Here is a 14,306-nt window from a genome sequence, read left to right as displayed (position 1 = left end):
TTTTCACTACATTCACAGCATGAAATGCAGAATTATACTCGAACTGTTAGCAATTCTCTTTTTTACAGGATGTTATAACAGAGAACAGATTTCCCGGCTTGACGAGGCGGAAGCACTGTTACAAAATAAGCCGGATAGTGCCTTAACAATATTACAACAACTCAAATCGGAAGGCAGCCAGGCTGAACAGGCCAGATATGCGTTGCTTTATTCAGAGGCTTTAGACAAAAATCACATCAAAGCAACGAATGATTCGCTGATCCGTCGGGCTTGGGAGTATTACAAACATCATCCCAAAGATTTACGCCGCCAATGCAAAACTCTCTATTATTGGGGACGGGTTAAACTGCGCGCAGGAGACAAACCGGGAGCGTTACGTCTTTTCCTAGAAATTGAAGAGAAACTGAAAGATACCAATGAGCCTTATTATGCAGGGCTTTTATACAGTCAAATCGGTGAAGTGTATTATGACCAAATGAACTATAGCCGGGCTTATCATTATTTTCGTGAAGCTCGCAATAACTTCCGGCAGACTGATAACACTCGTGAAGAAACAGAGGCAACTCTCGATATGGCAGCCGCAACTTTCAATTCAAAAGATATGGAGAAAGCCATGCGACTCTATTCTGCCGCACTCGATTTGGCTGATGAGCACAAGTACAATAAGTTAGCCAAAGCCAGTCTCACCAACCTTGCTTCTCTCTATGTGGTGTCAGGCAAGAAACAAATTCCTCATGACCTACTGCAACGCATCGAACTCTCTGCCCGGCAAGATACGTTATACGGATACCATACATTAGTAGATGTGAATCTACTAAAAAACCGTATAGACAGCGCACGCTTCTATCTGGCACTTGCAGAAACACATTCCACCGATATACGTGACATGGCAGACCTGCAATACACCGCTTATCGGATTGAAGCGCAGGCCAGAAACTTCGAGAAAGCGACAGAGAAGATACACCATTATATCTATCTGACTGACTCGCTGACACGTTCAAATATGCAATTCTCCGCCGGCATGGTGGAACGTGACTATTTCAAGGAACGCTCCAAATTTGCCGAATACCGGATGAAGAACCGTACTACCTGGGAGATTACCATAGCAAGCGTAATTTTTCTAATAATAGGGGTAGCATACTACATCATCCGTCAACGTCTGCGCCTGCAACGCGAACGTACCGACCGCTACCTGCTATTGGCGGAAGAAGCCAACGCCCAATACAAAACCCTGACAGAACACATGGAAGGACAGCGCAATGCAGAAAGCCATTTAAAAGGTTTGATAGCTTCACGATTCGACATCATTGACAAACTGGGAAAGACTTACTATGAACGTGAGAATACCGCATCGCAACAAGCAGCCATGTTCCACGAAGTGAAACAGATTATCACCGATTTTGCAGAGAACAATGCAATGTTGCAAGAACTGGAACTTATCGTAAATACCTGCCATGATAATGTAATGGAGAAGTTGCGGAATGAATTTTCGTCAATGAAAGAAGCTGACATACGACTGCTTTGTTATATTTTTGTAGGTTTCTCTCCACAAGTAATCAGTTTGTTTATGAAAGATACGGTAGCTAATGTATATGCTCGCAAGTCACGGCTCAAATCACGTATCAAATCGGCAGAAACGGCCAATAAAGAGTTGTTTTTAGCACTTTTCGGATAGGTGTTAGACCTGTGTTAGAAATCTTAGAATACATCTTTCATAATCCATTGAATATCAATATACTTTAAATCAAAGTGTTAGATTTGCGAGATTGCATCACAACCCGAATTTGATGCAATCTTATTACTTTTGCATTCGAAAAATTAGAAAAAAGAAAAGATTATGAAGAAGATTGTTATTCTATTAAGCGCCATGCTTTTCATGGTAGCATGCGAAAAAGGAAACGAAGAAATGAAAGAAGCAAAAGTAGTGGTATCCGTTTATGATGAGAATGGAAAAATTGCAACGGGCGTTCCCGTAAAAATGTATAATGAAAAGGATTATAAGGTTTTTGAAAAAGATAATTTAACTTTGCCTACTGCAATCATACAGACAAATGAAAGTGGTATGGCCACCTTTGTACTGCCACGAGAGGAATGGTTTGCAACGCAGTCGCAACGGTTCCTGACATTCGTGGTACAAGAAGGGGGCGGCCCTAACAACTATCAGATATGGTCTTCCGGCAAAACCGTAGAAGCCGGAAAAGCCGTAAAAGTAGAAATACGTTTAACCCAATTCCCTAACTAAGCCTTTATCACATGAAGCAAACTAGACTTTATATAATTACAGCACTTTGCCTGCAAATGTTTTTGGGAACAATATTACTAAGTTGCAGCACCGAAAATGACGAATACAGGAAAGATTCACCTTCGGCAGCAAATCCTGTTGAACCCATAGAGGCTTCACTTGAAGATTTCTTCATAGAACAGCTACCCTCAAAAACAATTTATGCATTAGGAGAGAATATAGACTTAACCGGCCTTAACGTGACAGGCAAATATGATGACGGGAAACAACGGCCTGTAAAAGTTACCCCGGAACAGATCAGCGGTTTCTCTTCATCCACGCCTGTCGAAAAACAAGAAGTAACCATCACACTGGAAGGAAAACAGAAAAGCTTTTCTGTTCAGGTTTCACCCGTCCGTATAGAAAACGGAGTATTGACGGAAATATTGAAAGGATACAATGAAGTCATACTTCCCAATAGCGTGAGATCAATCCCGAAAGCTGCCTTCAGCAACAGCCAAACAGCAAAGGTAGTACTCAATGAAGGATTAAAATCGATTGGAGATATGGCTTTCTTCAATTCGGCCATTCAGGAAATAGTATTTCCATCAAGCCTGGAACAGATGGAGGAAAACATTTTCTACTATTGCCGGAATTTGAAAAAAGCAGATTTAAGCCAAACGAAACTCACCAAACTTCCCGCCAGCACTTTTGTATATGCGGGCGTTGAAGAAGTGCTGCTGCCTGCGACACTGAAAGAAATCGGAGCACAGGCATTCCTTAAGACATCTCAACTGAAAACGATTGAGATTCCGGAAAATGTAAAAACAATCGGATTGGAAGCATTCCGGGAAAGTAGCGTTACAACCGTGAAGTTACCGAACGGCGTTACAACCATGGCGCAAAGAGCCTTTTATTACTGCCCGGAATTGGCGGAAGTGACCACCTACGGGAGTACTTTCAATGATGACCCCGAAGCTATGATCCACCCCTATTGTCTTGAAGGATGTCCGAAATTGGCTCGCTTCGAAATACCTGAAAGTATTCGGATATTGGGACAGGGATTACTGGGTGGTAATAGGAAAGTGACCCAATTAACCATTCCGGCAAACGTCACACAGATTAATTTTTCGGCTTTCAATAATACAGGTATTAAAGAAGTAAAGGTAGAAGGGACAACACCTCCGCAGGTATTTGAAAAAGTATGGTACGGATTTCCGGATGATATTACCGTCATTCGTGTTCCTGCCGAATCTGTGGAAAAATATAAGAACGCAAATGGTTGGAGGGATTTCACAAACAAGATAACAACGTTCTAACAGTTCTCCAGTTTTTCGATTATAATCGAATAAAGTTGGTTTAATATCGACTTTTCCGGTTATAATCGAAATAACTTAAGAAAACACTACATTTTCGATAATAGCCGGAAAAATCAGTACTATTAGTTTATCTATTTAAATCTCCCCATTCACCCCCAAGCCGAACAGAGCAAAATCGCCCAGGCAAGGATCATCCGGAAAGACCTCTGCCAATGCAGTCGTTATCTGACGGGCATTTTTCAGAGAAAAAGTTTCCGTATCCGTCAACTTGAAATAATGTGCTACCCGGCATACATGTGTATCTAAAGGAACAATCAAATCTCTGCGATCAAAACTTTCCCAAATCCCCAAATCGACCTCCGAATCCCGACGAATCATCCAACGCAAAAACATATTCAGTTTCTTTTGAGGACTTTTGGCAGAAACTTCAAGAAATGCACATAACTTTTCCATTGGTATTCCGGGATATAACATCAAAGCTTCCTCCAGACTTTCAAACTGTGTATAAGCAATGTATAATCGCTGGAAATATCCATAGAAATCAGCATGTGACAGCATCCGATAAAAACTACCGGTTGCCCCCGGTGGGAAATCCCCCTCCCACTGACGGGACAATACATACTGATAAGGTGAATCTCCCATTAGCCCGTGCAGCTCTTCCGCCTTCTTCAATATCTGTTTGCGATTGCCAAAACTCATAATTGCCGTCAGCAAACCGCTGACTTCGATATCCTGTTTCAGCGTATAACGATGGGGAAACTGCACCGGATCGCTTTGTATAAAGTCTGCGCGATGATACATCTCCGCACACATTAAAAGTTTATTCTTTATATCTTCAGTCATTTCGAGGAAGTATCAAGTATTGAAAGTACAAAAATACATATTCTAGTCGGATTTCCTCTTTAAGTAAATGATAGATTGTATCCCTAATAAAATAACAAACAAATATTCTGCCGTCATATACACAGTCAGAGAAGCATGAAAACATTCACTTAACAGATACAGATAAATCAAATATACAAGAATGGTGATTAACTGGAAGATAAAGGCGAGCTTCGTCTTTCCTGTACCGGTAACAGCATTGATATAAACATATCCGGGCAGTGCAAAAGCATAATTCAACAGCATAACTATAAAAGGATAGAAAGCTAGTCTCACCAGATTATCGTTATTCGTATAAAATCCGATAACCCATTGGTTACCCCAAAGAGCCATAACTATCAATGGCCCCCCCACGGCATAACCCAACCTAAGAACTTTATGGCAAACGGGAAAAAGTTCCTTCCCCTGCCCCGCCCCAATTAGATTGCTGACTAATGAACCAGTAGTGGATGCAAAAGAGTTGACAATCACAAAAAAGACGGTAGAAACACTACGAGTAATATTGGAAATAGCAAGCTCTGTCCTTCCCAGATGCTCGATAGCAACGAAGAACAGAAACCAGGGAGCAACGCTGATAAAAGAGTGAAGCATACTCCATACAGATAGCCTCAACAACTTCATCATCAACTTCCCATCATAGACGACCTTCAGCCCATATTTCACTTTATCTACCCTCACCCACATATATAATAGGAGTACGATAAAAGCTCCGAACTCTGCCAAAGAAGAAGCCATCGCCGCCCCGGATATACCCAGATTCAGTTTGAATATCAGCAGATAGTTAAAAGGAATATTGATACAGATAGCCATGATAGCTGCCACGGACAATGCTTTGGTCGTTGTTATCCCTACCAGAAAAGACCGGAAAGCTAAAAAAGGAAATGAGAATAACAAACCGAAGCTACGCCAATCCAGATAATGAATCACTGCCTGATAAATTTCATCCGAAGTTATCAACCGGCACAGGATCAAGGGAGAAGCCAAATGGAGCAATAGGCAAAGAATGACTGCCATCCCCGACAGGAAATATACTCCCTGAAAAAATGTACGTCCCGTCTCTTTATAATGTTGTTCCCCATTTCTCCGGGCAATCATCACCTGCAGCCCGATGCTAAATCCGAAGCCCAGCATATAAACAGCTAAATAATAGATTCCGGCAAGCGCAGAAGCTCCCAGTTCGACTTCTCCCACATGCCCCAGGAAAATAGCGTCGGTAATATTGATTAATTGTTCCATCAGAATGCTCATCATCACAGGAAAGTTGATGAGCCATATTTGCTTATATGTATAATTCATTGCTCAACTTAAAAATAACACGATACGGTATACCACATCATAGCAGCACACAGTTCCGTAAATTTATAAAAATGGATATAAAACTCTTTGGCAGGCGAGTAGTTGCCTGTCGGATAGCTGAATAGCCCTGTTAGAAATGATGCTATTCGTTGAGCGTAGCTATATGCAGAGTTTCATAAATGGATGAATATTGCTGGTTTATCAATCAATTACGCAACAAAGATAAGAAATCTTATTTTCATATCCCAATGTGGTATGGTATTAGCAGATTACTTATAGTAAAGAAATGTATTAAAAACATTGATTGCAACATTAACAGATTGATTTATACAGATATACCATATTCTAAAGCTAAGGAATGATTCTTAAATATCTTTCTCTTTTGAAAAAAGGCATATCATTTTGAAAAGAGTAGTAACCAATAAATAACCAGATAACAATGAAAGTTTGTAAATTCGAGAAAATTAAAGATGAGGATGAAATGAAGCAAGTAATCAATTGTATTCAGAAAGAACATCCTTATGTAGCTGTAGTCCCTATATTGGCACAATTACAGGAGTGGTTACAGGCTATTTCCATCAGTTGGTTTCACGAAGAAGATGAAGTTTCTCATACCACAGTCAATGCCATCGAAGCATATTGCTGTACCCTTGCCAATCATCTCATTACAGATTCGCACTTAAATCAGGAAATTAAAAACCGGATTCTGGAGTGTATAAAGAAAATACATATACTTGTAGAAGACAAAGCAGATTTACTGATTGATAAAATGATAAAAGCGGAAATATACGGATTATCCAGCGATTTATTCACTTATTGCTTACGTCAACAGGGTCTTCGTGCCCAAACATTAGATACCGGCAAACTTATACAGATCAACCTGGAAAGAAAGCCGGACATCCCATATATTCAAGAATCTATCCAACAATACATTGACGAGAACCGGAATGTGGATATTTTTATCGCCCCACTTTCCATTTGCAGAAATGTGTATGGTGAAATAGACTTCATGAGCGAACAACGCAATGATTACTATGCAACAGTGCTTGCCACCCTATTCAAAGCGGACGAAATACTGTTATCCACCCCTATCAACCATATCTACGCAAACCGGAATTGCCTGCGAGAACAACATTCACTAACTTACATAGAAGCCGAACAACTGATTAACAGCGGAGTACACCTGCTCTACGCAGATTGTATAACCCTTGCGGCACGCTCCAATATAGTTATCCGCCTAACCGATACACACGATCTGTCAACAGAACGACTCTATATATCTTCCCATGACACAGGCAACAGTGTCAAGGCCATCCTCTCACAGGATTCGGCTACTTTTGTGCGTTTTACCTCATTGAATGTATTGCCCGGATATTTGTTTATGGGTAAGATATTGGAAGTTATCAACAAATATCAAATCAATGTCATCTCAATGGCCTCATCCAATGTATCCATCTCGATGATGCTGACAGCCAGCCGGGACACCCTGCGAATCATTCAAAGGGAACTACACAAATATGCCGAAATGGTTATGGACGAAAATATGTCTGTAATACATATCATCGGCTCCCTTCATTGGGAACGCACACAAGTAGAAAGCCATATTATGGATACTATCAAAGATATCCCCGTATCTCTCATTTCTTATGGAGGAAGCGATCATTGTTTCACACTATCTGTACATACCACAGATAAAAACAGACTGATTGGTTCGCTATCCAGACAATTTTTTGAGAGTCAGTGCGCAGCCTGATTCAAAGCCGGATAAAAAGAGACATCTAAAAGCCAAATAAAAAAAATAAAGAGATGAAAATAGCTATTATAGGAGCCGGACACATAGGGAGTGCAATCGTCACTTGTCTGGCGCAAGGACATCTTTACAATGAGAAAGACATTATTGTCTCCAATCCAAACATTGATAAACTGGAGAGACTGCAAGAACATTTCCCTGCAATACACATAACGACCGATAACCAACAAGCCATATCGGAAGCTGAAGTAATCGTCCTCGCCATCAATCCCTGGAAAGTAGATGAAGTATTGTCTCCTCTACGTTTCTCACGTACACAAATCCTCGTATCTCTCGTGTCTGGAGTATGTATCTCCCACCTGGCTCATTTGACAGAAGCCGAGATGCCTATCTTTCGGGCAGTTCCCAATATGGCCATTACAGAACGTTCCAGCCTCACTTTGATAGCTTCCCGCGGAACCGATAAAGAATATCAGCAATTAATAAAACAGATATTTGAAGAAGGAGGAAAATGCTTGTTCCTGCAAGAGAAACAACTAGATACCACTTCCGCATTAACCTCCAGCGGAATAGCTTTCGCCTTAAAATATATGCAAGCGGTTATGCAGGCAGGGATTGAACTAGGGATTCCCGGCAAGGATGCCATGCAAATGGCAGCGTATAGCATGGAAGGAGCGACAGAACTGATTCTGAATCATAACACTCATCCATTGCTGGAAATAGAGAAAGTAACCACTCCGGGCGGAACCACTATAAAAGGATTGAACGAACTGGAGCACAAAGGCTTCACTTCTTCTATTATTCAAGCCATCAAAAGCAGTGCCACAACTTTGATTGACAAAGAGGAAGAAGATGCAAAAATCTTCCGATAGTCCCTATGGTATGGTTTCTCAAGTCCTTTTTGCCTATTTTGAAATGCTATATCCCAAAGGCAGCATAAAAGGACTTAAGAAAATGTATACTTAGATTTTATATTCCTCTATCTTCCGGTACAGGGTGGTAAGTCCGATTTTCAACAAACGGGCAGCTTCCGTTTTATTCCCTTTCGTATATTCCAACACACGTGCAATATGTCTGCGTTCCATTGCGGCCAACTCAAAACTGCCTATACTATCATCCGAACATTCATAATGAGTGTTTTGGATTTCCAAAGGAAGATCACAAATATCCAGTCGCCCCCCTTCACACACAATCAGGCTACGCTCAATCACATTTCTCAATTCACGGATGTTCCCTTTCCACGGCTGTTGTTCCAGCGCTTCCAGAAAAGCGGGAGTCATCTCATTGATGGCATACGAAAGTTTTTCGGAGAAACTTTTGGCAAAAGCAGTTGCAAGAATTCTGATATCACCGGTACGTTCACGAAGCGAAGGAAGATGCACCTGAAAAACCGAAAGACGATAAAACAAGTCTTCACGGAAATGTCCTGCTTTGATCTCCTCCTGCAGGTTGCGGTTGGTAGCAGCAATGATACGCACATTGACTCTTGTCGGCTTGGTATCACCGATCTTTATATATTCTCCCGTTTCAAGGATACGCAGTAACTTTGCCTGCAGTTCGAAAGCCATCTCTCCGATTTCATCCAGAAAGATCGTTCCGTTATTAGCTTCTTCAAAAAGTCCTTTCTTATCCTTCAGCGCACCGGTAAACGAGCCAGCCTTATGTCCGAACATCTCGCTTTCGAGCAGTTCTTTACTGAAAGACGAACAGTTGACCGCCACAAAATTCTGTTTGCTCCGTTTACTACTATAATGTATAGCTTGCGCAAAGACTTCCTTTCCTGTTCCTGTTTCCCCCGTCAGTAATACGGGAACATCTGTCACAGACACTTTCTGCGCCAGAGATACAGCCTCTTTCAACACCTTTGACTCACCCAGAATAGAATCGAACGAGTACATCTGCCCGACTTTCTTTTCCAGTTTTTCCAAACGGACATTCATCTTTGCTTTCTCCACGGCACGGCTGATTAAAGGAATAATCTTGTTATTATCATCTCCTTTCGTTATATAATCAAATGCACCGTTTTTAATAGCCTGCACCCCGTCGGGAATATTGCCGTGAGCAGTAAGAAGAATCACCTCTACATTGGGAGCTATTTTCTTGATATTCAACACCAGATCTACTCCGTTTCCATCAGGAAGAAAAACATCGCATAAAGCTACGTCGGGCGATTGAATTTCCAGTTGTTTGAGGGCAGCTTTGCAATCACCTGCCTGACACACTTCATAGCCCTCAAGTTCCAGCATACGAGCTAAAAGGCTGCGAATCTGGACTTCATCGTCAATAATAAGAATTTTATTCATACAATTTATCTACATTAAATAGAAGAATGAAAAACAGGGTGCGCAAATATAGTTTTTTTATCTGAATCCATGAACATTTCTTCCATACAGTTTGTTCTTTCCACAGGAAACTATTTACGCTATAAACAGATGAAAATAATTATTATTGGGGGAGTTGCAGGAGGAGCCACCACTGCTGCCCGAATCAGACGAGTAGATGAAACAGCTGAAATTGTCCTTTTAGAAAAAGGAAAGTACATATCATACGCCAATTGTGGCCTACCCTATTATATAGGGGGAGTGATAGAGGAACGGGATAAATTGTTCGTGCAAACGCCCGAAGCCTTTTCTACACGCTTTCGCGTAGATGTACGTACAGAAAACGAAGCGATTTTCATTGACCGGAAAAGAAAGACAGTGACCATCCGGCAAAGCAGTGAAGATACTTATGAAGAGAGCTATGATAAGTTAGTCATATCTACCGGAGCCTCTCCGGTACGCCCCCCTCTTCCCGGAATCGACCTAAGTGGAATTTTCACACTAAGAAATGTCACCGACACAGATCGGATCAAAGAATATATCAAGAGCCACGCCCCACGAAAAGCCGTTGTCGTAGGAGCCGGATTTATCGGCCTTGAAATGGCGGAAAACTTACATGCACAGGGAGCGAAAGTATCGATTGTGGAAATGGGCAATCAAGTGATGGCCCCTATTGATTTTTCGATGGCATCACTTGTTCATCAACATCTGATGGATAAAGGAGTAAACCTCTATTTGGAGCAAGCTGTCGCCTCTTTTAGCCGGGATGGAAGAGGATTGAAAGTTACTTTCAAGAATGGCCAGTCAATCTCTGCCGACATCGTTATTCTATCTATCGGCGTACGTCCGGAAACCAATCTGGCACGGGCTGCCGAACTGACTATCGGTCCTGCAGGAGGTATCGCTGTAAACGATTACCTGCAAACCTCTGACGAGTCTATTTATGCCATCGGTGACGCGATCGAGTTCCGCCACCCGATCACGGGCAAACCCTGGCTCAACTATCTCGCCGGACCCGCCAACCGTCAGGGACGCATCGTTGCGGACAATGTCCTCGGAGCAAAGATTCCTTACGAAGGCTCTATCGGTACTTCAATCGCAAAGGTTTTCGACATGACCGTTGCTTCAACCGGCTTACCCGGCAAGCGTCTGCGTCAGGAAGAGATAGACTATATGTCGTCTACCATTCATCCCGCTTCCCATGCCGGTTACTATCCGGATGCCATGCCGATGAGCATTAAAATCACTTTCGATAAAAAGACAGGAAGATTGTATGGCGGACAAATCGTTGGTTACGATGGGGTGGACAAACGGATTGACGAACTCGCACTTGTCATCAAGCACGAGGGAACAATCTACGATCTGATGAAAGTGGAACAAGCGTATGCTCCTCCGTTCTCTTCGGCCAAAGATCCGGTAGCACTGGCAGGATATGTAGCTGAAGATATCATCACAGGCAAAAACAATCCTGTGTATTGGAGAGAATTGCGAGACATTGAAATGGAAAATAAGTTCCTGTTGGATGTCCGCACCCCGGATGAATTTTCATTGGGTAGCTTACCGGGTGCCGTGAATATTCCGTTGGATGAACTTCGCGACCGGTTGGCAGAATTACCGAAAGATAAAATGATTTATACATTCTGTGCAGTCGGGTTACGGGGGTATCTTGCTTACCGTATACTGACACAACACGGATTTGACAAGGTACGTAATCTCTCGGGAGGATTAAAGACTTATCGGGCTGCCACTACTCCCATCATCATACGGGAAGAAAATGGAAACGAAATAGACGAATCACCCATACAAAAGGAAACCGCTTCCCAAACCAGTCAACCCAACGTTTCTACGGCTCCCGTCACTGCTGCAGCTGATGCTTCCGCTACCCCTGCCAAAACAGTCCGGGTGGATGCCTGCGGGTTACAGTGTCCCGGTCCGATTCTGAAAATGAAGAAAACAATGGATACACTGGTTTCAGGCGAACGGGTGGAAATCACCTCAACCGATCCAGGTTTTCCGCGCGACGCCGCCGCATGGTGTAGTTCGACGGGTAATCAATTGATTTCGAAAGATACCTCCGGAGGAAAATCTATTGTTGTAATAGAAAAAGGAGAACCAAAATCGTGCAATATTGTTACTTCATGTGAGGGCAAAGGAAAAACCTTCATCATGTTTAGTGATGATTTGGACAAAGCCTTGGCTACTTTTGTACTGGCAAACGGCGCAGCAGCTACGGGACAAAAAGTCACCATCTTCTTCACTTTCTGGGGACTGAACGTTATCAAGAAGTTGCACAAACCGGAAACCGAAAAGGATATTTTCGGAAAAATGTTTGGTATGATGCTGCCTTCCAGCTCCAAGAAACTGAAACTTTCTAAGATGAGCATGGGCGGAATAGGCGGAAAAATGATGCGGTATATCATGAACAAAAAAGGGATTGATTCACTGGAATCTTTGCGCCAGCAAGCTCTGGAAAACGGTGTGGAATTTATCGCTTGCCAGATGTCAATGGACGTGATGGGAGTCAAACAAGAAGAACTCCTGGACGAGGTGACCATTGGCGGTGTAGCAACGTATATGGAACGGGCGGATAACGCAAACGTTAATCTATTTATTTAAAAAATGAACTAATAAAATATTCAAATAAGGTATGAAAACAATATGTGCAATGCGTGATGTATTCAAAGCAATGGGAAACTTTGAAACAGCATTTGAAAAAATGTACCAGATAACGCTAAATGAAGCAATGATATTGTGTGCCCTCAAAGAGGCATCGGAGAAAGTGACGGCTACCAACCTGTCCAAGCAAACCGAGCTAAGCCCCTCACACACATCTAAAATGCTGCGAATACTGGAGGAAAAAGGACTGATCGTCCGGTCGCTCGGAAGCGAAGACCGGAGACAGATGTACTTCCACCTGACCCATACGGGCAAGCAGCGAGTAAATGAACTGGAACTTGATAAGGTAGAGATACCCGATCTACTTAAACCCCTGTTTAAATAAACGGATTTTCAAACAATTATCTGTAAATAATGAACGGTGAGCAAACTCCCTGATAATGGGGCAGAGTGCTCACCGTTTTTCTTTAAACAGGGCAAAAGATATATGTTAATTTTCCGGCAAAAGAAATTTCCATCTGAACCTTTTTCCACCTTTCTTGTTGTTTCTATCAAAAGCCCAAGGTACCTGGGCGCGATTTTTATATAACCTAAACATTATAAAAGATATGAAGAAATTAATTCCTATTTTATTGGCGGTCTTTGCACTCGCTTCATGTGAAAAAGACCCGGACATGGGTAAACTGGATGACAATTATCTGGTATACACTAACTATGACAAGAAAGCCGATTTCAAAGTTCCTACATTCTATCTGGCACCCCAGATTCTGGTGATTAGTGACAGTAAAGAACCGGAATATCTCGAAGGTGAAGGCGCAGAACAAATTCTGGCTGCTTATACAGACAATATGGTAGCCAGAGGCTACGAAGCAGCAGCAGACCAAGAAAGTGCAGATCTTGGTATCCAAGTGAGCTACATCGCAAGTACTTATTATTTCACCAGCTACACACAACCTGAATGGTGGTGGGGTTATCCCGGATACTGGGGACCTGGCTACTGGGGTGGCAACTGGGGTGGTGGATGGTACTACCCGTACGCTGTAACTTATAGTTATAGCACCAACTCCTTCCTGACAGAAATGGTGAACTTGAAAGCCGAACAGGGAGACAGTAAAAAACTACCTGTTGTATGGACAAGTTATCTGACCGGATTTGAAACTGGTTCCAAAGCTATCAACCGTACTCTTGCAGTAGAAGCTGTCAACCAATCATTTACACAGTCACCTTATCTTACTAACAAATAATCAACTACAACTGTTATGAAAACAAGAAAAAATATATACTTCAAGGTAGTAGCCTTGGCGGCTATTGCCATCGCCTTCGCCATGCCGGCTAAGGCACAGCTATCAGACAATGGATATGCGAATATCGACTGGCAGTTCAATGCTCCCCTAAGTAATCACTTTGCAGATAAAGCAAGCGGTTGGGGTATGAACTTTGAAGGTGGTTATTTCGTGACTCCTAACATTGGCTTGGGACTTTTCCTCAACTATCACAGCAACCACGAATATGTAGGTCGCGAAACCTTCCAGATGGGTGCCGGTGAAGTGACTACCGATCAGCAACATACCATTTTCCAATTGCCTTTCGGTGCCGCTGCACGTTACCAATGGAATCGCGGTGGATCTTTCCAACCTTATGTCAGTGCTAAATTAGGTGCTGAATATGCTAAAATCCGCTCTAATTTCAGCATGTTGGAAGCAAGAGAAAACAGTTGGGGATTCTATGCTTCTCCTGAAGTAGGTATCAATGTATTCCCATGGGTTTACGGACCGGGCTTGCACTTTGCTTTGTACTACAGCTATGGTACCAACAAAGCTGATGTACTGCATTACAGTGTAGATGGATTGAGCAACTTCGGTTTCCGCCTGGGTGTATCGTTCTAAAAAGAACTGCAACTA

At 42.4% G+C, this 14,306-nt stretch carries 12 protein-coding genes; 9 read left to right on the top strand and 3 right to left on the bottom strand.

Annotation, left to right across the window (positions count from 1 at the left end):
• Positions 1–19 precede the first annotated feature (19 nt).
• From NQ505_RS08940 to NQ505_RS08930, 3 genes are all read left to right on the top strand, one after another.
• Positions 20–1,675, top strand: a complete 1,656-nt coding sequence (locus NQ505_RS08940; protein ID WP_032853750.1) for a hypothetical protein — start codon at positions 20–22, stop codon at positions 1,673–1,675.
• Positions 1,676–1,837: 162 nt separating this feature from the next.
• Entirely contained in the window at positions 1,838–2,242 is a 405-nt protein-coding gene (locus tag NQ505_RS08935) for a hypothetical protein (RefSeq protein ID WP_008649835.1), read from the top strand.
• Positions 2,243–2,253: 11 nt separating this feature from the next.
• Positions 2,254–3,540, top strand: a complete 1,287-nt coding sequence (locus tag NQ505_RS08930; protein WP_009000148.1) for a leucine-rich repeat protein — start codon at positions 2,254–2,256, stop codon at positions 3,538–3,540.
• Between the two features lie 135 nt (positions 3,541–3,675).
• Here NQ505_RS08930 and NQ505_RS08925 read toward each other — a convergent pair whose 3' ends face one another.
• Positions 3,676–4,383 carry a TIGR02757 family protein gene (locus tag NQ505_RS08925; RefSeq protein WP_032853752.1) on the bottom strand — a complete coding sequence of 236 codons (708 nt, stop codon included), beginning with the start codon at positions 4,381–4,383 and terminating at the stop codon, positions 3,676–3,678.
• Positions 4,384–4,425: 42 nt separating this feature from the next.
• Entirely contained in the window at positions 4,426–5,718 is a 1,293-nt protein-coding gene (locus tag NQ505_RS08920; RefSeq protein ID WP_009000150.1) for an MATE family efflux transporter, read from the bottom strand.
• Between the two features lie 439 nt (positions 5,719–6,157).
• Here NQ505_RS08920 and NQ505_RS08915 point away from each other — a divergent pair, with 439 nt between their 5' ends.
• Both NQ505_RS08915 and proC read left to right on the top strand, forming a co-directional pair.
• Positions 6,158–7,471 (top strand): hypothetical protein, encoded by a 1,314-nt coding sequence (locus tag NQ505_RS08915; RefSeq protein ID WP_009000151.1) that lies wholly within the window; start codon positions 6,158–6,160, stop codon positions 7,469–7,471.
• A 53-nt stretch (positions 7,472–7,524) separates the two neighbouring features.
• Positions 7,525–8,340 (top strand): pyrroline-5-carboxylate reductase, encoded by an 816-nt coding sequence (gene proC / locus NQ505_RS08910; protein WP_009000152.1) that lies wholly within the window; start codon positions 7,525–7,527, stop codon positions 8,338–8,340.
• 90 nt (positions 8,341–8,430) lie between these two features.
• Here the strand turns inward: proC and NQ505_RS08905 are convergent, their stop codons facing one another.
• On the bottom strand, positions 8,431–9,771 hold the full coding sequence (locus NQ505_RS08905; RefSeq protein ID WP_009000153.1) for a sigma-54-dependent transcriptional regulator: 1,341 nt from the start codon (positions 9,769–9,771) through the stop codon (positions 8,431–8,433).
• 129 nt (positions 9,772–9,900) lie between these two features.
• On the opposite strand from NQ505_RS08905, the gene NQ505_RS08900 reads away from it, so the two are divergent.
• The 4 genes from NQ505_RS08900 to NQ505_RS08885 all read left to right on the top strand — a co-directional run bounded on the left by NQ505_RS08900 (position 9,901) and on the right by NQ505_RS08885 (position 14,291).
• A complete protein-coding gene (locus NQ505_RS08900) occupies positions 9,901–12,405 on the top strand; it encodes an FAD-dependent oxidoreductase (protein ID WP_009000154.1) in 2,505 nt (834 codons plus the stop codon).
• A gap of 31 nt (positions 12,406–12,436) precedes the next feature.
• Positions 12,437–12,790, top strand: a complete 354-nt coding sequence (locus NQ505_RS08895; protein ID WP_004296191.1) for a MarR family winged helix-turn-helix transcriptional regulator — start codon at positions 12,437–12,439, stop codon at positions 12,788–12,790.
• Between the two features lie 223 nt (positions 12,791–13,013).
• A complete protein-coding gene (locus NQ505_RS08890) occupies positions 13,014–13,649 on the top strand; it encodes a DUF4136 domain-containing protein (protein ID WP_004307006.1) in 636 nt (211 codons plus the stop codon).
• Positions 13,650–13,664: 15 nt separating this feature from the next.
• Entirely contained in the window at positions 13,665–14,291 is a 627-nt protein-coding gene (locus NQ505_RS08885; protein ID WP_004296194.1) for a porin family protein, read from the top strand.
• The last annotated feature ends 15 nt before the right edge of the window (positions 14,292–14,306 follow it).

It is taken from the genome of Bacteroides sp. D2, from assembly GCF_025147085.1.
GTDB lineage: Bacteria > Bacteroidota > Bacteroidia > Bacteroidales > Bacteroidaceae > Bacteroides.
This window is presented reverse-complemented; position numbering and strand designations above follow the sequence as displayed.